The sequence below is a fragment of the Pseudomonas sp. lyk4-R2A-8 genome, assembly GCF_030209095.1.
In the GTDB taxonomy this organism is placed as follows: domain Bacteria; phylum Pseudomonadota; class Gammaproteobacteria; order Pseudomonadales; family Pseudomonadaceae; genus Aquipseudomonas; species Aquipseudomonas quebecensis.
This window is the reverse complement of record NZ_JARVSS010000012.1, coordinates 38,027-63,985: the sequence shown is the minus strand read 5'-3', so window position 1 is coordinate 63,985 and position 25,959 is coordinate 38,027. Positions and strand designations below refer to the sequence as shown.

The following is a 25,959-nucleotide window of genomic DNA, read 5'->3' as shown; positions in this document are numbered from 1 at the left end:
CCAACATCCCCCCGCGTTGCGAACGGACTCCCATGAATGCTCTAAAACTCATCGCTCTCCTGGTGATTTTCCCGCTGCTGTTGACTGCCCTGGGTAACTGGGAGCGTCAACGCGCTGAGGAAACGACCAAGGCAATGGCCGATTACCGCAGCAATGTGAGCATCGCCAGGCAGCAGCTGCGAACGCTCGCGGCCAAAAACCCTACGGCGAGTATCGACCTGGCCACTGGCAAGATCAGCGTGGAGTTGGCTCTCTCGCGGCTGGACAAGGTCGAAGCCGAGTTGCCCACTGCAGAGCATGTGAACCGTGCCATGCGCGTGTTGGCGCCTTGGGTGATGGGCTTCGGTTTGCTCGCGGCGGCGATCGGCCTGGCGGCGTTGGCCGGGACGCACTGGGCGGGGCGGCGGGCGTTGCAGTCGCGAGAAACGTTATTACGCGTGTTCTCCCAAGGCAGTCGGTTGTTGCCCTATGGGCTGGTGAGCCATGCGGTAGCGATGGCGGCGACGGTCGCGCTGGCCTTGTGTTACGAGGGCCTGGGGATGTGGCATGTCGGCCGGCTGGGCAGTGGCGAGGTGAAGCTGATGGCGGTGCTGGGGGTGATTGCGGCGTTCTGCCTGTATTCGATCTGGTTGTTGCTCAAGCAACTACGCCACATGCTGGGCATGTTCACGCCCGCGCCCATGGAGATATTCGCGCGCGAGGTGATGCCTGAGCAGGCTCCGGGCTTGTGGCGCCAGGTGAATGAATTGGCCGTCAAACTCGGTGCATTGCCGCCGGATCACATTGTGGCGAGCCTGGCCCAGGGCTTTTACGTGACGTCCAGTGACGCCACATTGCTGCCGACGCACACCTCGGTGCGCGGGCGTACGCTGCATGTGCCGTTGCCGTATCTGGGGCTGTTGAATCCGGCGGAAATCAGTGCGGTGATCGGCCATGAACTGGCGCACTTCGCGGGGCAGGATACGGAATACAGCCTGCGCTTTCTGCCGATCTACGATGGGGTCAATCGCAGCCTGGAGGCACTGCACGACACCCTGCTGGCCAGCGATCTGATCCAGGGCTGGCTGATGCGTCCGTCGTTCCTGTTCGGGGTATTTTTCATACAGCGCTTCGACCACGCGGTAAACCACTGGAGCCGCGAACGCGAATTGCTGGCCGATGCCGCCGGCGCCCGGCTGGCAGGCAATGCGGCGGCCTCGGCGTTGTTGCGGGTGTCGGTGTTGCAACCGCACATTGAAGACGCGTTGATCAGCCAATGCGAGACGGCCTCGGCAATGGACCTGACCGACGCTGTGCTGGTCGCGTTGCGCGCGCAAGGGTTGCAACTGCCACCCGAGGCGCTGGACATTCAACAGCCGCACCCGACCGATTCCCACCCGTGCAACGGCGAACGCCTGCAGGCTCTGAACGTTTCGCTGGAAGAGGCCAAACGCAACGCCACCCGCGCGGTGGATGTCGAAGCGGCGAAGGCGCAGCTCGCGGCTTTCTTCAGCTCGGCAGCGGCCCTCAGCGAACAGCTGTCCGAGGACTTGATCAAGGCCGTGACCGCCGAAGACGAGGCACAAACTGAACTGCTGAAAACATTGGCCGCTTCCGCTCAAGGTGAGCACGCCCTGCATGAGGGCGGCCGGCGGCGCGCGCTGGTCACAGCGGTATTGGCGGTGCCGTTTGCGGTGCTTGGGCTGGTGATCATGAGCCTGCCATGGCTCGCCCCGGCGCGCGTGAAAGGCACGCCGCTGTCGACCTTCGGTGCCGGCGCGGCCATCGCCAGCATCGCGTTGATGTTTGTGTGGCTGGGCGTGCGTCGTTACAAGCGTGCTCCGCAGATCGCGCTGCGCCTCACGCCGGAGCATTTTGTATTTGCCAACCTGACGCAGCCGCTGCCGATCGAGCATATCGCTAATGTCTCGCTGCAACCGATCCAGGGCATCTGGCTAACGCTTGAACTCACGGACGAAGCACCGCTGCCCGAGCTGCGCAAAACGGCGTTTGGCGTGCCGGGTGTGCGGCTCAACAAGAAGAAGCGCCTGGTGGTGCTGCAGATGGCGCAGTTGTGCATCGATAACCGAAAGATCGAGCCTTACGAAGGGCTGACGCTGATCACCGACTACGTGAACGCCTCGCTGGCGCGCAGTATTTTGCAAAGCCGTCAGGACTGATCGGCACGCATAAAAAAACCCCGAACCAGTCGGGGTTTTTTATGGCCTGAAGTCAGGCGCAACGCGCGATCAATCAGAACACGTTGATCGGGTAGTCGGCGAACAGACGCAGTTCGTTACCACCTACGTTGTAGTTGCTGGCGTTGTTGGAGACGCGCAGCCAGGACGCACGAGCGCGCAGGCTCAGGTCTTTGGCTGGGCCGCTCTGAACGACGTATTTGAACTGGTTGAAGATTTCACGCTCGGTGCCATCGCCACGGTTGGTACCGTCGTCGATGTTGGTACCGCGCACGTAGGCCACGTTGTAGGTCAGGCCAGGCACGCCGAAGGTGGTGAAGTCCAGGCCGTAGCCGACCTGCCAGGAACGTTCGTCCTTGCCGTTGAAGTCGGACCAGTAGGAGTTGGCCAGCAGGATGGTGTTGCCGCCGTCGCCGATGCCGGTGTCCGGAGTGTTATCGCGGTAGCCGCCATACAGGTAGCCGGTATCGCCAGTGCTGCGCTGATGGGCCACGGTGAAACTGTGCGGGCCGACAGCCCAGGTAGCGCCCAGGCTCCAGATTTTGTTATCACGGGCATCGGCATCGCCGCGCTGTTCGGCGAAGCTCTTGTCCAGTTTGGTTTTGTAGCCGTTGAAGTCAAAGGTCAGCGACTGTTTTTCTGGCAGGGCCAGCACGTAGTTGACGTTGACGTATTGCTTCTTCAGCACGTCTTCCATATCGGACGCGTACAAAGCGGCGGACAGGCTTTCGGTGAATTTATAGCTACCACCGAGGTAGTTGATGCTCTTGAGGTTACCGCTGTCGGTGCCTTCAGCACTCTTGCGCGCTTCCTTGGTGAAGTGACCGGCGTCCAGTTGCAGGCCTTCGATCTCTTTGGAAACGATCGAGGTGCCGGTGTAGGTTTCGGACAACAGACGGGAGTTGTCGTAGGCCAGAACCGGTACGTTAGGGAACTGATCACCGTACTTGAGCACGGTGTTGGATACCCGGAACTTCACGGCGGCGCCGCCTTTGGCCAGGTCGTCGGCGGCTGAGCCACTGTCACCCTGCTTGAAAAAGTCAATACCGCCAGCGCCGCTGCGGCCTTTACCACCGTCCAAGCGAATAGCGTACTGACCGATCACGTCCACACCGACACCGACGGTGCCCTGGGTGAAGCCGGATTCGAATTTGCCGATGAAGCCCTGGCCCCACTCGGCTTTGTCTTGCTTGCCGTTTTTGTAGTCACGGCTGATGTAGGCGTTACGTGCAGCGATATTCAGGTGGCTGTCTTCGACAAAACCCTTGGATTGGTCCTGGTCGTTGGCCATTGCTGTCGATGCGCTCAAAATCCCCAGAGCGATCAGACTCATCCGTTGCTTCAACATATTCTTGTATTCCTTATTACGGGTTGAGTACGCGCTGCAACACCAGGCTCCATGTCACTTTTCTGGTGTCGACTTTCCAAAAAAAGAAGGCCCGCGGATGTGTGAACATCGCGCGAGCCTTTTTTTATTGGAAGAGTCATGGCGGTTAGCCACAGGCGTTGGGCGCAATCCTAGTCGCGCGCTGAATGATGTGTCAATTTCGTGAATCGTCTGTATTTAGGCGAAATAATTCTAAGCAGCCGCTGATGGCGTGTTTAAAAACGACACTTAGTTGCGCATCAGTTCGCACAACGCGTGCACTTCATCCTCACTGAACAACCCCTGCGGGTAGCGTTCACTCAATACACTGCGCGGGTCGGGCTGCCCGACGTGCCGCGTGCTGTTTTCCTTCAACCAGAGCGCCAGTGCATGGATGGCGTCACCGTCGACCCGCGAGGGGTGAAGCGGGCGTCCGTACATAGGATTGATTTCGGCGTTCATTTCAGCGCTCTCTCCGACTGCGTGAGCGGCTAACTTACTCAAGGTTTATGACAGAACTGCGCAGTCATCACCTTGGGCCACTGCTATGGCAACACCGATACAAGAGCTATGCCAAGACGCTCTGTTCACCGGTGCCCGCGCATAAAAAAGCCCGCAACCTTGCGGGGCCGCGGGCTTGCCTTGCACGCTGAAAACGCGTAGCGACAGGCCGTCGTCAGTGCGCTGTTACAACTGCACTCAACTTTTGTGCGCAGCGGGCTGCTGTTGGGTCAGGCAGTGGATGTTGCCGCCACCCAGTAACAGTTCACGGCCGGGCACCATCACCACTTCATGCTGCGGGAACAGGTTCTGCAAAATATTCCTGGCGTCGTGGTCGAGCGGGTCGTCGAAGCTCGGCGCAATGATGCCGCCGTTGACGATCAGGAAGTTAACGTAGGAACCCGCCAGCCGCACGGTCGGATTGCGCTCCTGGGAGCCATCCACCGGGTCGACACCGGCGCACTCTGCTTCGGTGGCGTACAACGGCCCCGGAATCGGCATCTTATGTACTGTGAACGAGCGGCCCTGGGCGTCCGTGCTGTTTTGCAGCACATCCATGGCCGCGTGGCAGCGTGCATAGTTGGGGTCCTGCGGGTCATCGGTCCAGGCCAACAGCACTTCGCCGGGCCGCACGTAGCAGCAGAAGTTATCCACATGGCCGTCGGTTTCATCGTTAAACAAACCGTCCGGCAGCCAGATGATCTTATCCACAGCCAGGTTGGCGCTCAGCACCGCTTCGATCTGCGCGCGGTCGAGGTGCGGGTTGCGATTGCGATTAAGCAGGCATTCCTCTGTGGTGATCAGGGTGCCTTCGCCATCGACGTGGATCGAGCCGCCCTCCAGCACAAAACCTTCGGTACGGTAGCGGGGCGCGCGCTCGATCTCCAGGATCTTGCCGCCTACCTGCGCATCACGGTTCCACGGCGCGTACAGGCCACCGTCGAAACCGCCCCAGGCATTGAAGTCCCAGTTCACCCCGCGCACTTCGCCACTGTTGTTGATCACGAAGGTCGGGCCGGTATCGCGCACCCAGGCGTCATCGCTGGACATTTCCACCACGCGAATGTTTGGCACATCCAGGCGCGACCGGGCGTTTTCGTACTGGCCGGCGGATACACACACGGTCACCGGTTCAAACCGCGCAATGGCTTTGGCCACGGCCACATGAGCGGCCTGCGCCGGCTTGCCGCCCAGGCGCCAGTTGTCCGGGCGCTCGGGCCAGATCATCCAGGTCTGGGTCTGCGGCGCCCATTCGGCGGGCATGTGAAAGCCATCGGCGCGAGGGGTGCTGTGCAAAGTGGTCATGGCGATCAGTGCTCCGAAGGGTGTGGGCCAACTTTATAACGGATAAAAATCGACTTTAAAAGCAGATCAGGGGCAGAAATAAGAACCTGCTCGATTTATCCTCGATAAGAATCGACTATTTACAACTGTTCATCGAGCACCCTCGACAGCATATCGACGAAGAAATCCACACTATGCCGAGAGGTGACCATCGGTGGTTTGATCTTGAGGATGTTCAGAAAGTCGCCGGTAGGCTGCATGAAAATGCCCAACTCACGTAAACGGTCACACAGCAATTTGGTTTCCTCGGTCGCCGGTTCCAGGGTTTGCCGGTCGCGCACTAACTCCAGGCCCAGATAGAAACCGGAACCGTGCACGGCCCCGACCAACGGGTGACGCTCGATCAGGGCTTCCAGACGAGCTTTGAAATGTCCGCCCACGACTTGGGCGTTTTCCCACAGTTTTTCTTCTTCCATCACATCCAGCACCGCCATGCCGATCCGGCAGCTGACGGGGCTGCCGCCTGAGGATGAGAAGAAATAACCTTCGGCCTCCAGCGCTTCAGCGATTTCGCGGCGGGTAATCACCGCACCCAGTGGCTGGCCGTTGCCCATGCCTTTGGCCATGGTGATGATATCGGGCACTACGCCCTGCTCTTCAAAGCCCCAGAAGAAACGCCCCATGCGGCCATAACCGACTTGCACTTCATCGGCGATGCACACGCCGCCCCGGGCGCGCACCAGGCCATACACTTGCTGCAAGTAACCCGGCGGCAGCGAGATGCCACCGGCATTGCCATATACCGGCTCGCAGATGAACCCTGCCAACTGGCGTTTGCTGGCGGCGATTTTCGCCAGGTTATGTTCCACGCTTCTTACGTAGTCCGGCGCACTGTCCTGCCCGCGGAACTCACCGCGATAGGTATTGGGCGCGGTCACCGGGTGCACCCAGTCCGGGCGGCTGCTCAAGGCCTGAGGGTTGTCGGCAATCGAGGTGGACACCGCGTCCGCCGCCACCGACCAGCCGTGATAGGCCTCCAGCACACTGAGCATGTCGCGCCCGCCGCTGAAGGCCCAGGCCAGGCGGATAGCCAGGTCGTTGGCCTCGGTGCCGCTGTTGACCAGAAACACACGGTCCATGCCCTCCGGCGCCAGGGCCAGCAAGCGTTCGGAAAACTCCGTGACCGCCGCGTAGTGAAAGCGCGAGTTGGTGTTGAGCAACGACCATTGCCGCGCCGCTACCGCGGCCATGCGTGGATGCCCATGGCCCAGCACCGCCACGTTGTTGAGCATGTCCAGGTAGGAACGCCCGTGCATGTCGATCAGGTGGTTGCGCCAGCCGCGCTCGATGCGCGGCGGGTCGGTGTAATAGTGCTTCTGCGAGCGGGCGAAACTGGCGTCCCGGCGGGCCAGCAGGGTCTGGGCGTCCAGTTCAGGCTCGGCGTCGCAGGCCAGCCCCAGCACAGCGCCGGGCGACGGGCACAGGGTTTGCCAAGCCTGCGCGCGCGAGGGGGTGCAAAACAGCGGCGGTTCGAGGTCGGCAAGGCACAATTGCACGATCAGCGGCGCCACCACCTCACCCAACCGTTGCCCCTCGACCAACAATGCACCGGACTTGAGCGAGGTGCTCACACCCCACACATGCACGCTCAACTCGACGCCCTGCAGGCGCACCCGCCCGTCGGCCTCGTGGTGCAGCGTACCGGCAAAGGGCGCTTCCACCCCTGTGCCATGCGGCACGTGCAGCTCCACGTGCAGAGCAAAGGTATCCGCCTCGGTGGCAGTGTCAGGACGGGTACGCGACAACCGATATTGCCCATATCGGCTGGCCGCCAACCCATGCAGCGTGGCCGCTTCGTCCAGCAACCTGCGATCGACGCCGGGCGTCTCCCAATTGCCGGCCTCGAAGTGTGGGCTGAGCACGCCCAGGTCGATCAACGCGAATTCGCGGCCGACCAGCTCCGGTAACAGCGGGGCGAAGTCCTGGCTGGCGATCGGTGTCGGCGTTTCGCCAACGCTGCCCAAAATCGCCGCTTCCATCAGCTCGAACGGCACCGAGGTGGCAACGTGGAAGATTTCCCACTCGTGTTCGGCATTTTTCAGCAAGTAGCTGTTATCCGGGTCCAAATGTTGCTGCTGCTCACTGCTCAGTACCAATACCGCCGCCCGTGCGACGATCAACGGCCACAGCGCCTGCAACTCCTCGCGTTGCAAAGGGGTCACGGCATGGCAGGCCTGAATCGCCGGCAAAATCGCAAAGGGGTCGCCCTCGGCGTGGTGCAGCAAGGCCGCGCAGGTCACCGACAGGTCAGCGATGCGCCAAGTGTGAACCAGGTCGCCAAAGTCGATTACCCCCTGGATCTGCCACTGACGCTGGGCATCACGCTGCCACAGCACGTTGTCATCGGTGATATCCATATGAACGGCTTGCCACGGCAGGCGCTCGACCAGGGGCCGAATACGGGCTTGGACCTGCGCGCTCACGCGCTCCAACGCCTCGCGATGCGCAAGGTCTTGCAGGCTGGCCAACAGGTGGGCGATCAGCTCCAGAGCATGGCGCGGGTCCCACTGCAGGGTGCGCTCAAGGCCCCCATGCTCGAACGGCGCGAGCGCCAGGCTCATGCGGCCGCACAGGTCACCGAAGCCGGCCATCACCTCGCGACCCAGGTGGGGCCTGTGGGTCAATGGCTGGCCGTCGAGATAGTCCAGCAGGCGCAAGTGCAGGGTTTGTCCGCCGATTGCCAGGGTGAGCAATTCATCGCCGGCCAGGGTCTTGATCACCTTGGGCACGCGCACATCGGCGTGGGTCTGCAAATGACTGAGCGCCGCGTGCTGAGCCTGCAGCTCCAGCGCCGCGTAGTCACCTCGACAGATTTTCAGAACAAACCGACCCTGGGGGGTGTCGACTCTGTAATTGAGGTCTTGCTGGCTGCCGAGCGACTGCAAAGTGCCAGCAAGGCCATAGTGCTGCGCCAGGAGTTGAGTTGCTTGATCGGGGCCTACTTGCGGGCAAGGTAGACTGGCGCGATGGATCAACGTGGCGAGCAGCATGATGGCGATCTCTGTTTTTATCAGGCGCCTATATCGCCATTGTTCATTGGGTTAAGCAACCCCCGGTGCCAACTGCACTTGCGCTGCCCGACGCCACAACTCAAGCTATGCCCCACTCGCTCGATGTCCGTCTAAGGAAAAGGCTCCCCGACATGCGTATTCTCATCACCGGCGGTGCCGGTTTTATTGGCTCTGCCCTTATCCGTCACCTGATCCAAAACACCGAGCATGAAGTGCTCAACCTCGACAAACTCACGTATGCCGGCAACCTGGAGTCGCTGACCAGCATCGCGTCCAACAGCCGCTACGAGTTCGTCCAGGCCGATATCATCGACCAGGCCACCGTCAGCGCCGTGCTGGCGCGCTTCGAGCCCCAGGCCATCATGCACCTGGCCGCCGAATCCCACGTCGACCGTTCGATTGACGGCCCGTCGGATTTTATCCAGACCAACATCGTCGGCACCTACAGCCTGCTCGAAGCTACCCGCGCCTATTGGCATAAGCTGGCCGAACCTGCCAAAAGCGCTTTCCGCTTCCATCATATTTCCACCGATGAAGTGTATGGCGACCTGCACGGGGTGGACGATCTGTTCACCGAGACCACGCCTTACGCACCCAGCTCGCCCTACTCCGCCAGCAAGGCCGCTTCCGACCATCTGGTGCGCGCCTGGCAGCGTACCTATGGCCTGCCTGTGCTGCTGACCAACTGCTCGAACAACTACGGGCCGTTCCATTTCCCCGAAAAGCTGATCCCGTTGGTGATTCTCAACGCCCTCGCGGGTAAGCCATTACCGGTCTATGGTGATGGTTTGCAGGTGCGCGACTGGCTGTTCGTCGAAGACCACGCCCGCGCCCTGCTGAAAGTGGTCACCGAAGGCGTGGTTGGCGAGACCTACAATATCGGCGGGCACAACGAGCAAAAGAACATCGATGTGGTACGCGGTATCTGCACCCTGCTGGAAGAGCTGGCACCACAGCGGCCCGCAGGCGTCGCGCAATTCAGCGACCTGATCACCTTCGTCAAGGATCGTCCAGGTCACGACCAACGCTACGCGATCGACGCCAGCAAGATCGAACGCGAGCTGGGCTGGGTTCCGGAAGAAACCTTCGAAAGCGGCCTGCGCAAAACCGTGCAGTGGTACCTCGATAACCTGGAATGGTGCCGCAGGGTCCAGGACGGCAGTTATCAGGGCGAACGTTTGGGCAACACCGACATGAAGGATCTGATTGCATGATGAAGGGAATCGTATTGGCCGGTGGCTCCGGCACGCGTTTGCACCCCATTACCCTGGGCGTGTCCAAACAACTGTTGCCGGTGTACGACAAGCCGATGATCTACTACCCGATCTCAGTGCTGATGCTGGCGGGGATCAAGGACATCCTGGTGATTTCCACACCGGTGGACTTGCCGCAATACCGCAACCTGCTGGGCGATGGCAGCCAGTTCGGCGTGCGATTCAGCTACGCGGAGCAGCCGTCGCCTGATGGCCTGGCCCAAGCGTTCATCATCGGCGAAGAGTTTATCGGCGATGATCCGGTCTGTTTGATCCTGGGCGACAATATCTTCCACGGTCAGCATTTCGGCGATCAATTGCGCACCGCCGCCAATCGCCCGTCCGGCGCCACGGTATTCGGTTACTGGGTCAAGGATCCCGAACGTTTCGGTGTGATCGATTTCGACAAGGAAGGCCGTGCGCTGTCCATCGAAGAAAAACCCGCCAAGCCCAAATCCAGCTACGCCGTGACCGGCCTGTACTTCTACGACAACGATGTGATCAAGATCGCCAAGGCGGTCAAGCCTTCGCCTCGTGGTGAACTGGAGATCACCGACGTCAACAATGCCTACCTCAAGCGTGGCGACCTGCATGTTGAGCGCTTTGGCCGTGGTTTTGCCTGGCTCGACACCGGCACACACGACAGCTTGCTTGAGGCCTCGACGTACGTGCAGACCATCGAACATCGCCAAGGGTTGAAAGTGGCATGCCTTGAAGAAATCGCCTACGAAAATGGCTGGATCGATCGGGATTATTTGCTTGAGCGCGCCAAATATTTCGGCAAGACCGGCTATGGTCAATATTTGTTCACCCTCGCCAAGGAAACTACATGAAGGTAACCGCCACTGAGCTGCCCGGTGTATTGGTCATCGAGCCAAAGGTTTTTGGCGACGAACGCGGCTTTTTCTACGAGAGTTTCAACGCGCGAGCATTTGCCGACGCCACCGGACTGCAGCAGCAGTTTGTGCAGGACAATCACTCACGCTCGCAGAAAGGGGTGTTACGCGGCCTCCACTATCAGGTGCAACACGCCCAAGGCAAGCTGGTCCGAGTGACGGCTGGCGAGGTACTGGACGTGGCAGTGGATATACGCCGCAGTTCGCCGAATTTCGGCAAGTGGGCCAGTGTGCGCCTGTCGGCCGATAACAATCGTCAACTATGGATACCTCCTGGATTCGCTCATGGTTTTGTGGTGCTCAGCGACTATGCGGAGTTTCTCTACAAGACCACGGACTACTACACGCCGGAGGCCGAGCGATGCATTCGCTGGGACGACAGTGAACTCAACATCGATTGGCAATTGAGCAGCACGCCGACCCTGTCCACTAAGGACCAGAACGGCGCGCGGTTTAATGAGGCCGAAGTGTTTCCATGAGCAGCGCTTTGAAAATCCTTATCACCGGCCAACACGGTCAAGTCTCCCAGGCGCTGCAGCAGCAGCTCCCCCCGCTCGGCGAGCTGATTGTGCTGGGTCGCGATCAACTGGACCTGACCAACACCGACCAGATTCGCCGGCAGGTCCGTGCCCATCGTCCCGACCTGATCATCAATGCCGCCGCCCACACGGCGGTCGACCAGGCCGAAAGCGAGCCGGAGGTGGCCTTCGCGATCAATGCCACCGCCCCTGGCATCCTGGCTGAAGAGGCCAAGGCCCTGGGCGCGCCGCTGATCCACTACTCCACCGACTACGTGTTCGACGGCAGCAAGGCGGCGCCGTACACCGAAGCGGACACGCCGCACCCGTTGGGCGTGTATGGCCAGAGCAAGCTCACCGGCGAGCAGGCGATTGCGGCAGTGGGAGGCGAGCACCTGATCCTTCGCACCAGTTGGGTCTACTCCAACCACGGCAAGAACTTCCTGCTGACCATGCAGCGCCTGTTGCAGGAGAAGCCGCAGATGCGCATCGTCGCCGACCAGATTGGCGCGCCGACCTGGGCCGGTACCATCGCAGGCAGCACCCGCGCCCTGATCGAACGTTGGCAGGCCGGGGATGCCGGAGCATGGGGGGTCTACCACCTGACCGCCCAGGGTGAAACGTCGTGGTTCGGCTTTGCCGAGGCCATCGGCGAGTACCTGCGGGCCACCGGCAAAGCCTGCGCCGAGCTGGAAGCCATCCCTTCCAGTGCTTACCCGACGCCCGCCAAACGCCCGTTGAACTCGCGCCTCGACTGCAGCCGTCTGCAACGCGAATGGCACGTCAGCCAGCCGCACTGGCTGGACGCACTGCGCGAGTGTCTTGCACAGCCGCACTAGGCATAATGCGCCTGTACCCACAGGCGCATGACTCCCATGACTCCACCCCTTCCGCGAAGACCCCGCTGGCGCAGCCTCGCGCTGCTGGCGTTGTGCCTGGCACCGCTGCTATGGCCGCTGGAGCACCTGGCCGAGCGCTACTATCGCAGTGAACTGGCCGGGCAGAACCGTCAGACCCTCGACCTATACGTCGCCAACCTGCTGGGCACCCTGCACCGCTACGAAGTGCTGCCGCAGATCCTCGGCGACCTGCCCGCCTTGCGCAGCGCACTGGCGGCGCCGCAGGTCAGCACCAATCTGGCCAACGCCAATCAATTGCTCAGGGACGTCGCCGCGCAGGCCGGTGTGGAGGTGATGTACCTGATGGACACCACCGGCAAGACCCTTGCCGCGTCCAATTGGGACAAACAGGACAGCTTTGTCGGACGCAATTTCTCGTTCCGGCCGTATTTCAGCGAAGCCATGGCCGGGCGCCTGGGACGCTTTTTTGGGCTGGGCACCACCTCCGCCAAACGTGGGTATTTTTTCGCCGCAGCGGTGCGCGATGGGGAAAAAATCATCGGTGTGCTGGTGGTCAAGGTCGACCTGGACCACACCGAAAGCCTGTGGGGCAACACCCCGGAACAACTGCTGGTCACCGACCACAACGGTGTGGTGATCCTGACCTCACGCCCGCAATGGCGATTTCGCGCCACGCGGCCGCTTACCCCCGAAGAACGCCAGGCCATCATCGCCATCCAACCCTACCCGACGCGCGACCCACAGCCGCTGAACCTGAGCAGCAGCGCCTGGCTGCGGCAGTCCACGGCCATCGCCGAAACCGGCTGGAATGTAGAAATTCTCGCGCCGAAATCCTTGATCAGTCGCCCGGTGCGCACCGTGGTGGCCGTGGGCGGCGCGGCGCTGCTGGCGTTGATGCTGTTGCTGGGGTTGTTGATGCAGCGCCGCCGACATTATCTAGAACGCATCGCTTTCGAAGCCAAGGCCCGCCGCGAACTGGAAATGCGTGTGGCCGAACGGACCAGCGACCTGGAAGGCCTTAACCGGCGCCTGAAACAGGAGGTGCTGGAACGCGAGCACGCCCAGCAGGAACTGGTACGCGCCCAGGATGACCTGGTGCAGGCCGGCAAGTTGTCTGCGCTGGGAACCATGTCGGCGAGTATCAGCCATGAACTCAACCAGCCCCTGGCCGCAATCCGCAGCTACGCCGAGAACGCCGAAATCCTGCTCGATCATCAGCGCACAGACGACGCGCGCGGCAACCTCAAGCTGATCAGCGAGCTGACCGGGCGCATGGCCTCGATCATCGCCCATCTGCGCGCCTTCGCCCGCCGCGACCGCCACGCGCCTGAAAGCGTAGCCCTGCAACCCGCGCTCGACGATGCCCTGGCGCTGCTGGCCAAGCGTCGCCGCTCGATGGAGGTGGAGCTGATCCGCGATCTACCGGAAGCCACGCTATGGGTGCAGGCCGGCGAGACTCGCCTGCGCCAGGTACTGGGCAATCTGCTGGCAAATGCCTTGGACGCACTGACCGAAAAAGGCCCGCCGCGCAAACTCTGGCTGAGTGCCGAAACCACCGCCCAGGGCGTCAACCTGTACATTCGCGACAACGGCCCGGGCTTTTGCATGGAAGCCCTGGGCCGCGCCAGCGAGCCGTTCTACACCACCAAGACGCGCACCCAGGGCCTGGGGCTGGGCCTGGCCATCTGTGAAACGCTGATGCGCGCCTTTGGTGGCGAACTGTTGTTTGCCAACCACAAGGAAGGCGGCGCGCTGTTAACCTTGAAATTGCGCGCCGGCTCGCCGGGCGTCAGTCTGCAACCGTCCGAGGACCGCAGTGTATGAGTATCGATAACCAGATTCAGGTGGTGCTGATCGACGACGATCCGCACTTGCGTCAGGCCCTGTGCCAGACCCTGGACCTGGCCGGGCTGAAAGTCCTGCCACTGGGCGAAGCCACCGGCCTCACCGCACAGCTGTCGCGAGACTGGCCGGGAGTGGTGGTCAGCGATATCCGTATGCCCGGTATTGACGGCCTGGAGCTTTTGACCGAACTGCACGGCCAGGACCCGGACCTGCCGGTGCTGTTGATCACCGGCCACGGTGATGTGCCGCTGGCCGTGCAAGCCATGCGCGCCGGCGCTTACGACTTCCTCGAAAAACCCTTCGCCAGCGACGCCTTGCTCGACAGCGTGCGCCGCGCCCTGGCCCTGCGTCGACTGGTGCTGGACAACCGCAGCCTGCGCCTGGCCCTCAGCGACCGCCAGCAACTGAGCACACGCTTGGTGGGGCATTCGCCGCAGATGCTGCGCCTGCGCGAGCAGATCGGCGCCTTGGCCGCGACCAGGGCCGATGTGCTGATCCTGGGCGAGACCGGCGCCGGTAAAGAAGTGGTGGCGCGCGCGCTGCACGATCTGTCGAGCCGACGCAGCGGGCCGTTCGTGGCGATCAACGCCGGGGCGCTGGCCGAATCGGTGGTCGAAAGCGAACTGTTCGGCCATGAACCCGGCGCGTTCACCGGCGCACAGAAGCGCCGCATCGGCAAATTCGAGTTCGCCAATGGCGGCACGTTGTTTCTGGATGAAATCGAAAGCATGAGCCTGGATGTGCAGGTCAAGCTCCTGCGCCTGTTGCAGGAGCGCGTAGTCGAGCGCCTGGGTGGCAACCAGTTGATCCCGCTGGACATCCGCATCATTGCCGCCACCAAGGAAGATCTGCGCCAGGCCGCTGACCAGGGCCGCTTCCGCGCCGACCTGTATTACCGTCTCAACGTCGCGCCGCTGCGCATTCCACCGTTGCGCGAACGCGGCGAGGATGCGCTGATGCTGTTCCAGCACTTCGCCGACGAAGCCAGCAGCCGCCACGGCCTGCCGCTGCATGAATTGCAACCGGGCCAGCGCGCATTGCTGTTGCGCCACAGCTGGCCGGGTAACGTGCGGGAACTGCAGAACGCCGCCGAACGCTTTGCACTGGGCCTGGAACTGGCCCTGGACAGCTCGGCCGACAACCCCACCGGCAGCGTGCTGACATCTACACCGGGCGGCTTGAGCGAACAGGTCGAACAGTTCGAAAAAAGCCTGATCGCCGCCGAACTCGCCCGCCCTCACAGCTCCCTGCGCAGCCTTGCCGAAGCCTTGGGCGTACCGCGCAAGACCTTGCACGACAAACTGCGCAAGCACGGGCTGAACTTCGCCGACAGCACTCATCAGGGTACCGACGACGAATGACCCTTCCCATCCGCCAAGAGGCCGCCATGAGCCGCGACAGCCGTTACCTGGAATCCATCCTTCACCACGACATTCCCCTGACCCGGGAAATGGGGCTCAAGGTGCTCGACTGGCAACACGGCCAGTTACAGCTGCACCTGCCCTTGCAAGCCAATATCAACCACAAGAGCACCATGTTTGGCGGCAGCCTTTACTGCGGCGCGGTGCTGGCAGGCTGGGGCTGGCTGCACCTGCAGCTGCGCGAAGAAGGCATCGAGGACGGGCATATCGTGATTCAGGAGGGGCAGATCAGCTATCCGCTGCCGGTGACACAGGACGCCACGGTGATTTGCCAGGCGCCCGAGGACAAGGTGTGGAAGCGCTTTTGCACGACCTACCAGCGCTATGGTCGGGCGCGGTTGACGTTGGACACGTGGATCGTGAATGAGGGAAGTGACGAACGAGCGGTCGCCTTCACCGGCCAATACGTTCTGCACCGTTAGAAACCCATACACAAAACAACTCTGGGAGGGAGCCAGCTCCCCCCAGTCAGATCCCTCAAGGTGTTAAGAACGCGCCAAGCTCAACAAACGCTCACGCCACGCCGCCTTGGCCGGCAGCGCCAAAAAGAACGGATTGAGCAGCGATTCACGCGCCGGATAACTGAACGGCGCACCGCTCAACTCCAGTACTTCGCCACCGGCGCCTTCCAGCACGCCCTGTGCGGCAGCGGTGTCCCATTGCGATGTCGGCGCCAGGCGTGGATAGCAATCGGCACTGCCTTCAGCCAGCAGGCAAAACTTCAGCGAGCTGCCGATATTGGCCAGCTTCAACTCACCCAACCCCTCACTGAGCCCGTTGAGCAAACGCTCTTGCTCAGGGCTGCTGTGTCGACGACTGGCCACCACCGTAAAGGACTCACCCAGCCCCGGCGCTTCGCGTACCTGAATCTGTCGAGGGGCTTCGTTGACGTCCGACCGCCACGCTCCCAGGCCAGCGCCACCGAAGTAGCAACGACCACTGGTGGGCATCGAGACCACGCCAAACACTACGCGCCCTTCTTCGATCAGCGCGATATTGACGGTGAATTCTTCGCTACCGGCGATGAACTCCTTGGTGCCGTCCAGCGGGTCCACCAGCCACCAGCGCTGCCAGGCGGCACGCACGCTCTGGTCGATATCGGCATCTTCCTCGGAGAGCACCGGGATGCTCGGGTCCAGGGCCGTAAGGCCGTCGAAAATCAGATGATGGGCCGCCAGGTCCGCTGCCGTGACCGGCGAGTCGTCGGCCTTGGAGGTCACGGCCACATCGGCGCGCCAGTACGGGAGGATTACTTCTCCGGCCTGCCGGGCCAATTCAATCACGGGGGCAATAAACGGGTGGCCCAGAAACAGTTCGCTCATGCGGTGAAGGCTCCGCGCTGGGTCAACAGGTCACGAACCAGGTACAGCGCGGCCAGGGCGCGGCCTTCGCTGAATTGCTCGTTCTGCGCCAGGCTCGACAACTCCCGCAGGTTGACCTTGTCCACCCGCATCGGCTCGGGCTCATCGCCTTCCAGGCGCTCTTCATACAAATCGGTGGCCAGCACCACTTGGATTTTCTGGCTCATATAGCCCGGCGACAGCGACAGCTCGGTAATGTGCTCCAACTGTCGCGCACCGTAGCCGGCCTCCTCCTTGAGTTCCCGGTCCGCGGCGGCCAGTACGTCCTCGCCGGGCTCGATCAGGCCCTTGGGCAGTGACACTTCATATTCGTCCGTACCGCCGCAGTACTCTTCCACCAGCAACGCATGGTCGTCATCGATCATCGCCACGATCATCACTGCGCCGTAACCCGCACCCCGCCCCACCAGGCGCTCGTAGGTCCGTTCAACGCCATTGGAGAAGCGCAACTGCACTTCCTCCACGCGGAACAAACGGCTACTGGCGACTATTTCGCGGGCGAGAACAGTGGGTTTCTGGCGCATAAGCGGCTCCTTGGCGTGATCGGGTTACTATACCGTGGCTTTTCTGATTGTCTGCGTCGGATATCTTTACTTACGTGAGAACGCCCCATGCCCTCTTTGCCCTGGCACGCCATCGACACCGTCCTGCTGGACATGGACGGCACCCTGCTCGACCTGCATTACGACAACCATTTCTGGATGGAACACCTGCCTCAGCGTTACGCCGAGTTGCATGGCGTCAGCCGCGCCATGGCCGAGATGGAACTGCAGCCCCTGTTCGAGCGTAACGCCGGACAGTTGCAATGGTATTGCCTGGACTTCTGGAGCGCGGAACTCAACCTCCCGGTACGCGAACTCAAGCTGGAGACCGCGCACTTGATCGCCCTGCGCCCGGATGCCGACACGTTTTTGCAGGCCGTCAAACAGGCCGGCAAACGGGTCATCCTGATCACCAACGCTCACCGCGATTCGCTGTCGTTGAAGTTGGAACGCATCGAGCTGGCGCCCTATTTCGAACGGTTGATCAGCTCCCACGACTACGGTTTCGCCAAGGAAAACCCGCAATTCTGGGACGCTTTGCAAGCGGATATCGATTTCGACCCGGCCCGCAGCCTGTTTATCGACGACACCCTGCCGATTCTGCGCAGCGCGGGGGCGTTCGGCGTGGGGCATTTGCTGGCGGTGAAAGAACCGGATAGCAAGAAGGGGCCAAAGGACACGGGCGAGTTTGCAGCGGTGGGCGACTACCGCGATCTCATCGTCGGGCTCTGAACCAATGTGGGAGGGGGCAAGCCTCCTCCCACATTTTCAACCCTGTATTACTCAGGAATACGCAGCGTCTGCCCTGGGTAGATTTTGTCCACATCTTTGAGCATTGGCTTATTGGCCTCGAAGATTTTGTTGTACTGGTTGGCGTTGCCATACACCGCCAGGGAAATCGCGCTCAGGGTATCGCCCTTTTTCACTACGACGAAACGGGCAGCGGCAACAGTCGGGCCGGTTACGGTGATCTGGTCATCCACACTGGCCACACCTTGAATGTTACCCAGCGCCAGCAGGATCTTCTCTTTCTCTTCCTGGGTGGCCACTTCACCGGTGACGGTCACTTTGTCACCCTCCACCGTGGTCTGCACGTTCGGATTACCCAGACCCACCTTGGCTACGTGTTCCTTCAACTGCTCACTGGCGTTGGCATTGCCCGGCGTCAACAGGTCGATCAACTTCTCGCCGGCTTCCTTAACAAAGCTTAAAAGACTCATGGTGCGCTCTCCTTGGGATTTGAGTTCCAGATGCCCAAGACTAGACCAGTCATACACAAATGCGTTCCAGCCCGACCAAAGACCCAAACGCGCTAGAATCCCCCCGCCATTGGAATAAGCCCTGGAGCGAAGATGGACATCAAACAGCTGAAATTCCTCATCGCCCTCGACGAGACCCGTCACTTCGGCCAGGCCGCGGCACGTTGCCATATCACCCAGCCCACCTTATCCATGCGCCTGCGCAGCCTGGAAGAGGAGCTGGACTTGCCGCTGGTCAATCGCGGCCAGCGTTTCGAAGGCTTTACGGCACCCGGCGAACGGGTCCTGGCATGGGCACGCACCGTGCTGGCGGCGTACGACGGTTTGCAGGCCGAAGCGGCGGCGTGTCGTGGCAATCTGGTAGGGACGTTGCGCCTGGGGGTTGTGCCGCTGTCGAGCTTCGATCCTTTGGCACTGATGCAGCAATTGCACAAAGAACACCCGAGCCTGCGCTTTGAGCTGTCGGCACTCAGCTCCGAGCAGATCCTTGAGCAACTGGCCAGCAATCGCCTGGACCTGGGTGTTTCTTATCTGGAGCGTCTGGACACCGAACGCTTCGACTCCCTGGCCTTGGGCGAGACCCGTATGGGCCTGCTGTACGACCAGCGTTTCTTCAGCTTCGGCGACACACCCTTGAGCTGGGAAGCGCTGATCGAACTGCCGCTGGGCATGCTCACCAGCGGCATGCATTTTCGCCAATCCATCGACCACAACTTCCACAGCCGCGGCCTGCACCCGCAACCGCTGCTGCAGACCGATGCCGTCCATCAGTTATTACAAGCAGTACATGGCGGCTTGTGCTGCGCGGTGATGCCGTTGGAAGGCGGGCTGGACGCGCTGACCGAACACCTGCGCCTGCAACCGATCGAGGATGCCCATACCCTGGCCCGCCTGGGGCTGATCATGCGCCGCAGCGCGCCGCGTTCGGCGCTGGCCGAGGCGTGTTTCGCGCTGTATCAGAAATCGCTGGCCTCGCCTTGATCGACGTCATCTATCGCTAGATCAGTACTGGCAATTAGACGCGACGCTTTGTCGCGCCTAGTCTAACCACTGATCAATCCGTCGGTGGTATCGCCCCATGAACGCCCAGCGCCCAACCTGCGCGGCGCCTGCAGCAGATGCGCCCGCGTCGGCCAGCCAGAGCTATCAATACTGCACGCTTGACCGCACAAACGTCGACAGCACCGCGCTGGCCGAAGAAGTGGCGCTGGCGATCGCCTATAACGACATCAGCCAGGCCGTGATGCTGGTGACCCCAACCGATCTGGAAGACTTTATCGTCGGTTTCAGCCTGGGCAGCGGCATCATCGCTGACATCAGTGACATGTATGACCTGAAACTCAGTGGCTCGGGCTCCGCCCAGTACGCCCACGTGCAGATTTCCAATCGCGCGTTCTGGAACCTCAAGCAACAGCGCCGCCAGTTGGCGGGCACCAGCGGCTGCGGCCTGTGCGGCGTAGAAGCCGTGGAACAAGCCCTGCCGGATCTGCCAGTGCTGCCCGGCGCGCCTCTGCCGCCCGTTGAGTGGCTCGATGGCCTGCGTCACCGCATCAGCGCTTTCCAGCCCCTGGGCCAGCACAGCGGTGCGGTGCACGCGGCGGTCTTTATGAATAACCAGGGCGAATTGTTGCTGGGCCGCGAAGACATCGGCCGGCACAACGCCCTGGACAAGTTGATCGGCGCGTTGATCCGCCAACAGATCCCAACCGACGGTGGCGTGGCGATTGTCACCAGCCGTTGCAGCCTCGAACTGATTCAGAAAGTCCTGCGCGCGGGCATCCAGACCCTGGTCAGCCTGTCGGCGCCCACCGGCCTGGCCCTGCAATGGGCCCGCCGACACAACCTCAATCTCATCCACCTGCCGCAGAAAAGTGCGCCGCGGGTCTACAGCCCTGCGATGGAGAACCAGCCATGAGCAATCATCATCAAGCCGACCAAACCCCGACCCCGCGCTACAAGCCGTACAAAGGCCCGGCCGGCGGCTGGGGCGCGCTGATCAGCGTCGCCCATGCCTGGCTGACCAGCGACAACGCGTTGAAAAACCTGCGCATGATGCTCAAGACCAACCAGAACGGCGGCTTCGACTGCCCAGGCTGCGCCTGGGGCGACTCGCCGGAAAGCGGCATGGTCAAGTTCTGCGAAAACGGCGCCAAGGCGGTCAACTGGGAAGCCACCAAGCGCCGCGTGGATGGTGCATTCTTCGCCAAACACAGCGTCACCGCCTTGCTGGAGCAGAGCGACTACTGGCTGGAATATCAGGGCCGCCTGACCGAGCCGATGCGCTACGACCCCGCAAGCGACCGTTACAAACCCATCAGTTGGGAAGCGGCCTTCGATCTGATCGGCAAGCATCTCAATGCCCTGCCCAGCCCGGACATGGCTGAGTTCTATACCTCCGGACGCGCCAGCAACGAAGCCGCGTACCTGTATCAACTCTTTGTACGCGCCTACGGCACCAACAACTTCCCGGACTGCTCGAACATGTGCCACGAAGCCAGCGGCGTGGCCCTGGCGCAGAGCGTGGGGGTCGGCAAAGGCACGGTGACCTTTGATGACTTCGAACATGCCGAGGCGATCTTCGTCTGGGGCCAGAACCCTGGCACCAACCATCCGCGCATGCTCGAACCCTTGCGCGAGGCGGTAAAGCGCGGCGCCCAGGTGGTGTGCATCAACCCACTCAAGGAGCGCGGCCTGGAACGCTTCCAGCATCCGCAGCATCCGCTGGAAATGCTCACCAACGGCGACAAGCCGACCAATACCGCGTATTTCCGCCCGGCATTGGGCGGCGACATGGCCATCCTGCGCGGCATGGCCAAGTTCCTGCTGTTGTGGGAACGCCAGGCCCAGGCCGAAGGCAAGGAAGCCGTGTTCGACCACGACTTCCTCAATGAACATACCGCCAACGTGCTGGATTACCTGGCCAGGATCGACGACACCTCATGGGATGAGATCGTCGAGCAATCCGGCCTGTCCCTGGTGGAAATCGAGCAGGCGGCGCGCATGTACGCCAAAGGCAAGAACGTGATCATGTGCTGGGCGATGGGTATCACCCAGCACCGCCACTCGGTGCCGACCATTCAGGAAATCGCCAACCTGATGCTGCTGCGCGGTAATATCGGCCGTCCGGGCGCAGGCCTGTGCCCGGTACGTGGTCACAGCAACGTGCAGGGCGACCGCACCATGGGCATCAACGAGCGCCCGCCGGTCGCGTTCCTTGATGCGCTGGAGCGCCGCTTCCAGTTCCAGGTGCCGCGCACCAACGGCCACAACGTGGTCGAAGCGATCCACGCCATGCTGGAGGGCCGCTCCAAGGTGTTTATCGGCCTGGGCGGCAACTTCGCCCAAGCCACGCCGGACAGCACGCGCACCTTCCAAGCGCTGCGCAACTGCGACCTGACCGTGCAGATCAGCACCAAGCTCAACCGCAGCCATCTGATGCACGGCAAAGAAGCGCTGATCCTGCCGTGCCTGGGCCGTACCGACATCGATATCCAGGCCGAAGGCCCGCAAGCGGTGACGGTGGAAGACTCGTTCAGCATGGTCCACGGCTCCAATGGTCAATTGCAGCCGCTGTCGAGCCTGATGAAATCCGAGCCGGCGATTCTGGCCGGCATCGCCGCCGCGACCCTGGGCAGCCAGCCGGTCGATTGGAACTGGCTGGTAGCGGACTACCGACGCATCCGCGACCTGATCGCCGACACCATCCCAGGCTTCAAGGACTTCAACGAGAAGATCAAAAACCCGGGCGGTTTCTATCTGGGTAACTCCGCAGGTGCGCGCCGCTGGAACACCCCATCGGGCCGTGCCAGCTTCCGCCCGAACGTGCTGCCCAAGGACCTGATCCACGAACGCACCCACGCCACAGGGCGCGTGCCGGATTTGATCATGCAGTCGATGCGTTCCCACGATCAGTACAACACCACCATTTATGGCTTGGACGACCGTTACCGTGGGGTCAAGGGGCAGCGTGACGTGTTGTTCGTCAACGAAGCCGACATTATCCGACTGGGCTTCAAGCCAGGACAGAAGGCCGACATTGTGTCGTTGTGGGAGGATGGACGCGAGCGCCGGGTGAAGGGCTTCACTTTGCTGGCATTTGATATTCCAGCGGGGCAGGCAGCGGCTTATTACCCGGAAGTGAACCCGCTGGTGCCGCTCGAAAGCACAGGCGACGGCAGCCATACGCCAACGTCGAAGTTTGTGGCGATCCGCCTGGAAGCGGCGAGCGAGAGCGGTTTGATCATGTCGCGTTCGGCTTGACCGATCATTTCGGACACAAAAAAAGGCCGCTTTTATATAAAAGCGGCCGTTCCGAAGTAGCTAATGACTCGTAAAAATCACTTAAGTTCCATAGTTAAAACAGTAGCTTAGAGAATTGTGTACAACTCGTGTTACTGGTCGGATTTCTATTGTCACAATGTCAATACAGCCTCAGGATCGCGCCGTCATCCCCTTGAGGTTTCCCGAATGAAGTTCTCCTCGATTCTCTTGTTGTCCCTTGGCCTGGTCAGTGGCGCAGCCCTGGCCGGTGGCACCACCGAAGCCGGTGTGGGCGGCGCATTGGGCGGGGTTCTAGGTTCTGTCGTCGGCCAGCAGCTGGGCGGCAACACCGGTTCGACGATCGGCGCAGCCCTCGGCGGCGCGGGCGGCAGCGCGGTCGGCGCCGACAAACGCAGCCGTGGCGAAGCAGCCATTGGCGGCGCACTGGGCGCAGCCGGCGGTAACGTTGTGGGCCGCAGCGTCGGCGGCAGCACAGGTGCACTGGTCGGCTCCGCAGCCGGCGGTGGCGCGGGTGGTGCATTGGGCAACTATATGGGCAACAAGAGCGACGACGATGACCGTGGTTATCGTGGTCGCGACGACCGTCGCTATTATCGTGACGATCACCCAGGCCGCGGTCACGCCTACGGGCATCGCAAGAACAAGCATCACTACCGTCACCGCTAAGCTCTAAAGAACACCTCAACACCCATGTGGGAGGGGCTTGCCACCTCCCACATCGGCTTGTTCGGTCAGGCCACCAACCTCTGCAATGCCTCGCGTAGCACTCCCGGAATCGTCACCGGCTGGTTTGTCCCCCGATCCACGAACACATGCACAAAACGCCCCGCCGCACAGGCTTCCTGCTCGCCTGCCTTGAATACCGCCAACTCGTATTGCACTGAGCTGTTGCCCAACTTGCCCACGCGCAGGCCGATATCAATGCGCTCCGGGAAAGCAATCGACGCAAAGTAATCGCACGCCGAACTGACCACAAACCCGACCACTTCCCCGTCATGGATATTCAGCCCGCCCTGTTCAATCAGGTAGGTATTCACCGCCGTGTCAAAAAAGCTGTAGTAGGTGACGTTGTTCACATGGCCGTACACATCGTTGTCGTGCCAGCGCGTGATGATCGACTGGAAGTGAGGGTAATCGGCGCGTTGCGGCACTGAGTCAGGCATGGATACCTCTCATGAAAGGGAAGTTACAGGTCATGCAAATGAGCCTCGGCCCATTCGCGTACGTCGGCGTAGGGGTAGTCTTCCAGCGCAGCGAAACCCGGAATGCCCCGCGCCTTTAACTTGGTAAACAACGGTACGCTGATACCTCCCAGGAAACGCGTCAGCCGTTCAGCGCCGGGCAGTTGGCCGGTATGTTCATGATGCCTGTGGATAAAATCACCGCACAGCCCCATGAAGTTTTTATCCACAAGCGGCGGCAGACCCGGCGGTGCCGGCAGATGCGCGACATGCCCGTGGCACACCGAGCAATGCCCGCAGCGTTGCGGCGCGTTTTCATCACCAAAATAATGGGCCAGCCGCTGGCCCAGACAGTGCTCGGTGGCGAACAGATCGAGCATGGCGTGAATCCGCGCCACCTCCGTCACCTCGTGCTGCTTGAAGCCTGTGTATAACTCGGCGCTCAACCGCTGTGGGTCAAAATCGGTATTCAGCAGGCTGTAGACCTCCGTCATCTGCTTGCTTTCCAGCTCGATCAGCCCCTGTTCCTGGAAGTAATCCAGCGCCTTCACCACCCGGCTGCGCTCGGCGTTGTGCTGCTGGTAAAGCGCATCGAAATCCACCGTGGCCCAGGTTTTCGCGCGCTTGCACACTTGGATGATCGCCGCGACAAACTGTTGCCGCTCACCGGCAAAGCGCGCCAATAAAGCCTCGGGGTCGACCAGATACTTGAAGCGGTATTCCGCGTAAAACGCGTAGCGCGGCGCGATCACGCCCTTGAGCTCCAGTTGCACCAGCAGCGTCTTGAGCGGTAGCTCGCGGATATTGCTGTGATCCGACAGCGACCTCAGCAGGAACTCCCACTGCCCCTCGCTACGCGCCGCCTGCAAGTCTTCGAGCACGCGGCGAATACCCTCCTGCTCAGGCGTGTCGCCGTAGACGAAGTTCTCCAGCACATTGAGGCTGTCGCGGTTGGCCAGCACCAGGCAGTCCGAAGGCTGGCCATCACGCCCGGCGCGGCCGATTTCTTGGCTGTAGTTCTCGATGGACTTGGGCAGGTCGAAGTGCACCACATTACGGATATCGCTTTTATCGATGCCCATCCCGAACGCGATGGTGGCCACAATGCAATTGGAGCGCCCGTCCATGAAGCGCTGCTGGATACCTTCGCGTTTATCGTGGGGCAAGCCGGCATGATAGGCCTCGGCCTGGATGCCGTTACGGTTCAGATGCTCGGCAATCTGCTCGGCGGTTTTCTGCAGGGTGACGTAGACGATGCTCGGCTGGTTGGCCCGCTCGCTCATCCACTGCACAAGACGGCGGCGCTTGTCTGCACCGTTGACCGGTTCGACCAGCAAATTAAGGTTCGGTCGATAGAAGCCCGTGGTGACCACGTCGTCCGGCGCAATGGCGAACTTGGCCTGCATATCGGCGATCACCTTGGGCGTCGCTGTCGCCGTCAACAGCAACGCTTGTGGGATCTTGAACTGGCGTTGGTAATCCGGCAGCTTCAGATAGTCCGGACGGAAGTTGTGGCCCCATTCGGAAATACAGTGCGCCTCATCCACCACCAGCAACGAGATCTGCACACTTTGCAGGAAGTTGCGAAAGCGTTCGTTCTTCAAGCGCTCCACGGAAATCATCAGGATTTTCAGCTCGCCGGAACGCGCCCGGGCCATCACATCATTGGCATCCTCTCGGCTTTGCGCCGAATCGATACTGCCTGCTGAAATACCGTGGCGTTGCAGGAAGCCCAACTGATCCTGCATCAGCGCCAACAGCGGCGACACCACCAGCGTCAGGTGCGGCAGCAGTACCGCCGACAATTGATAACACAGGGACTTGCCCGACCCCGTAGGGAAAATGGCCGCAGCCGAACGGCCGGCCAGTACGGCGTTGACCGTTTCTTCCTGACCCAAACGAAACTGTGGATAACCAAAGACCTGCTGGAGGGTGTCGTGCATAGGCTGTCACTCCATTGACCGCTGAAGGTGGCTTAAAAACGTAGCCCAGTCAGTTCAGCGAATCGAGAAAGGTCGCATGGAAAAAAGAGACAGGATGATACACAGGGTGCAGCAATGGCCTTGGGCCAAGTTCGACGAGTTCGACTGTGGCTGTAGCAACACTACAACCCAAAGGTGGGAGGGGCTATCGGGAGCCCCTC

Annotated in this window: 22 protein-coding genes; 13 read left to right on the top strand and 9 right to left on the bottom strand. The window is 61.3% G+C overall.

Translation table 11 applies throughout. The features are described 5' to 3' along the window. The first annotated feature begins 32 nt into the window (after nucleotides 1-32). A complete protein-coding gene (locus QRN10_RS13830) occupies nucleotides 33-2,159 on the top strand; it encodes a M48 family metallopeptidase (RefSeq protein ID WP_285428562.1) in 2,127 nt (708 codons plus the stop codon). A 73-nt stretch (nucleotides 2,160-2,232) separates the two neighbouring features. On the opposite strand, the gene QRN10_RS13825 is transcribed toward QRN10_RS13830, so the two are convergent. The 4 genes from QRN10_RS13825 to QRN10_RS13810 form a co-directional block, all read right to left on the bottom strand. Further along, nucleotides 2,233-3,525, bottom strand: a complete 1,293-nt coding sequence (locus QRN10_RS13825) for an OprD family porin (protein ID WP_181081001.1) — start codon at nucleotides 3,523-3,525, stop codon at nucleotides 2,233-2,235. A gap of 267 nt (nucleotides 3,526-3,792) precedes the next feature. Beyond that, a complete protein-coding gene (locus QRN10_RS13820) occupies nucleotides 3,793-4,005 on the bottom strand; it encodes a hypothetical protein (protein ID WP_181081002.1) in 213 nt (70 codons plus the stop codon). 237 nt (nucleotides 4,006-4,242) lie between these two features. Next, the gene (gene aguA, locus QRN10_RS13815) at nucleotides 4,243-5,349 is read right to left on the bottom strand and encodes an agmatine deiminase (RefSeq protein ID WP_181081003.1); all 1,107 of its coding nucleotides are present in this window, start codon (nucleotides 5,347-5,349) and stop codon (nucleotides 4,243-4,245) included. A gap of 119 nt (nucleotides 5,350-5,468) precedes the next feature. Then, a complete protein-coding gene (locus tag QRN10_RS13810) occupies nucleotides 5,469-8,378 on the bottom strand; it encodes an aminotransferase (RefSeq protein WP_285428560.1) in 2,910 nt (969 codons plus the stop codon). A 152-nt stretch (nucleotides 8,379-8,530) separates the two neighbouring features. Here QRN10_RS13810 and rfbB point away from each other — a divergent pair, with 152 nt between their 5' ends. The 7 genes from rfbB to QRN10_RS13775 are packed head-to-tail and all read left to right on the top strand — an operon-like array spanning nucleotide 8,531 to nucleotide 15,614. After that, complete coding sequence (gene rfbB, locus QRN10_RS13805; protein ID WP_266245441.1) at nucleotides 8,531-9,613, top strand: dTDP-glucose 4,6-dehydratase; 1,083 nt, start codon at nucleotides 8,531-8,533, stop codon at nucleotides 9,611-9,613. Continuing rightward, complete coding sequence (rfbA, locus tag QRN10_RS13800; RefSeq protein WP_181081006.1) at nucleotides 9,610-10,485, top strand: glucose-1-phosphate thymidylyltransferase RfbA; 876 nt, start codon at nucleotides 9,610-9,612, stop codon at nucleotides 10,483-10,485. The genes rfbB and rfbA overlap by 4 nt, the downstream gene beginning before the upstream one ends. Further along, nucleotides 10,482-11,027 (top strand): dTDP-4-dehydrorhamnose 3,5-epimerase, encoded by a 546-nt coding sequence (gene rfbC / locus QRN10_RS13795; RefSeq protein WP_253509974.1) that lies wholly within the window; start codon nucleotides 10,482-10,484, stop codon nucleotides 11,025-11,027. Before rfbA ends, rfbC begins: the two co-directional genes overlap by 4 nt. Next, complete coding sequence (gene rfbD / locus QRN10_RS13790) at nucleotides 11,024-11,905, top strand: dTDP-4-dehydrorhamnose reductase (RefSeq protein ID WP_285428559.1); 882 nt, start codon at nucleotides 11,024-11,026, stop codon at nucleotides 11,903-11,905. The genes rfbC and rfbD overlap by 4 nt, the downstream gene beginning before the upstream one ends. A gap of 36 nt (nucleotides 11,906-11,941) precedes the next feature. After that, nucleotides 11,942-13,750: a sensor histidine kinase gene (locus QRN10_RS13785; RefSeq protein ID WP_181081009.1), complete on the top strand. Its 1,809-nt coding sequence runs from the start codon at nucleotides 11,942-11,944 to the stop codon at nucleotides 13,748-13,750. Further along, nucleotides 13,747-15,132 carry a sigma-54-dependent transcriptional regulator gene (locus QRN10_RS13780; RefSeq protein WP_253509972.1) on the top strand — a complete coding sequence of 462 codons (1,386 nt, stop codon included), beginning with the start codon at nucleotides 13,747-13,749 and terminating at the stop codon, nucleotides 15,130-15,132. The genes QRN10_RS13785 and QRN10_RS13780 overlap by 4 nt, the downstream gene beginning before the upstream one ends. Before the next feature lie 26 nt (nucleotides 15,133-15,158). Then, nucleotides 15,159-15,614, top strand: coding sequence for a YiiD C-terminal domain-containing protein (locus QRN10_RS13775; protein WP_285428570.1), 456 nt, complete (start codon nucleotides 15,159-15,161; stop codon nucleotides 15,612-15,614). A 63-nt stretch (nucleotides 15,615-15,677) separates the two neighbouring features. On the opposite strand, the gene cysQ is transcribed toward QRN10_RS13775, so the two are convergent. Together cysQ and nudE are read right to left on the bottom strand one after the other, a co-directional pair. Further along, nucleotides 15,678-16,514 (bottom strand): 3'(2'),5'-bisphosphate nucleotidase CysQ, encoded by an 837-nt coding sequence (gene cysQ, locus QRN10_RS13770; protein ID WP_285428558.1) that lies wholly within the window; start codon nucleotides 16,512-16,514, stop codon nucleotides 15,678-15,680. Next, nucleotides 16,511-17,077, bottom strand: a complete 567-nt coding sequence (gene nudE / locus QRN10_RS13765; protein WP_181081012.1) for an ADP compounds hydrolase NudE — start codon at nucleotides 17,075-17,077, stop codon at nucleotides 16,511-16,513. The genes cysQ and nudE overlap by 4 nt, the downstream gene beginning before the upstream one ends. 87 nt (nucleotides 17,078-17,164) lie before the next feature. On the opposite strand from nudE, the gene yrfG reads away from it, so the two are divergent. Beyond that, nucleotides 17,165-17,827, top strand: coding sequence for a GMP/IMP nucleotidase (gene yrfG / locus QRN10_RS13760; protein WP_253509969.1), 663 nt, complete (start codon nucleotides 17,165-17,167; stop codon nucleotides 17,825-17,827). A 47-nt stretch (nucleotides 17,828-17,874) separates the two neighbouring features. Here yrfG and lysM read toward each other — a convergent pair whose 3' ends face one another. After that, nucleotides 17,875-18,315: a peptidoglycan-binding protein LysM gene (gene lysM / locus QRN10_RS13755; protein ID WP_181081014.1), complete on the bottom strand. Its 441-nt coding sequence runs from the start codon at nucleotides 18,313-18,315 to the stop codon at nucleotides 17,875-17,877. A 132-nt stretch (nucleotides 18,316-18,447) separates the two neighbouring features. On the opposite strand from lysM, the gene QRN10_RS13750 reads away from it, so the two are divergent. From QRN10_RS13750 to QRN10_RS13735, 4 genes are all read left to right on the top strand, one after another. Then, the gene (locus QRN10_RS13750; RefSeq protein WP_181081015.1) at nucleotides 18,448-19,335 is read left to right on the top strand and encodes a LysR family transcriptional regulator; all 888 of its coding nucleotides are present in this window, start codon (nucleotides 18,448-18,450) and stop codon (nucleotides 19,333-19,335) included. A 97-nt stretch (nucleotides 19,336-19,432) separates the two neighbouring features. Further along, complete coding sequence (fdhD, locus tag QRN10_RS13745) at nucleotides 19,433-20,269, top strand: formate dehydrogenase accessory sulfurtransferase FdhD (protein WP_266245432.1); 837 nt, start codon at nucleotides 19,433-19,435, stop codon at nucleotides 20,267-20,269. Beyond that, nucleotides 20,266-22,614, top strand: a complete 2,349-nt coding sequence (locus QRN10_RS13740; RefSeq protein WP_285428556.1) for an FdhF/YdeP family oxidoreductase — start codon at nucleotides 20,266-20,268, stop codon at nucleotides 22,612-22,614. The genes fdhD and QRN10_RS13740 overlap by 4 nt, the downstream gene beginning before the upstream one ends. Nucleotides 22,615-22,821: 207 nt before the next feature. Further along, nucleotides 22,822-23,301, top strand: a complete 480-nt coding sequence (locus QRN10_RS13735; protein ID WP_285428555.1) for a glycine zipper domain-containing protein — start codon at nucleotides 22,822-22,824, stop codon at nucleotides 23,299-23,301. A gap of 65 nt (nucleotides 23,302-23,366) precedes the next feature. Here the strand turns inward: QRN10_RS13735 and QRN10_RS13730 are convergent, their stop codons facing one another. Together QRN10_RS13730 and QRN10_RS13725 are read right to left on the bottom strand one after the other, a co-directional pair. Beyond that, nucleotides 23,367-23,798, bottom strand: coding sequence for an acyl-CoA thioesterase (locus QRN10_RS13730; protein WP_181081019.1), 432 nt, complete (start codon nucleotides 23,796-23,798; stop codon nucleotides 23,367-23,369). A 23-nt stretch (nucleotides 23,799-23,821) separates the two neighbouring features. Next, on the bottom strand, nucleotides 23,822-25,759 hold the full coding sequence (locus tag QRN10_RS13725) for a RecQ family ATP-dependent DNA helicase (protein ID WP_285428554.1): 1,938 nt from the start codon (nucleotides 25,757-25,759) through the stop codon (nucleotides 23,822-23,824). Nucleotides 25,760-25,959: the final 200 nt, after the last annotated feature.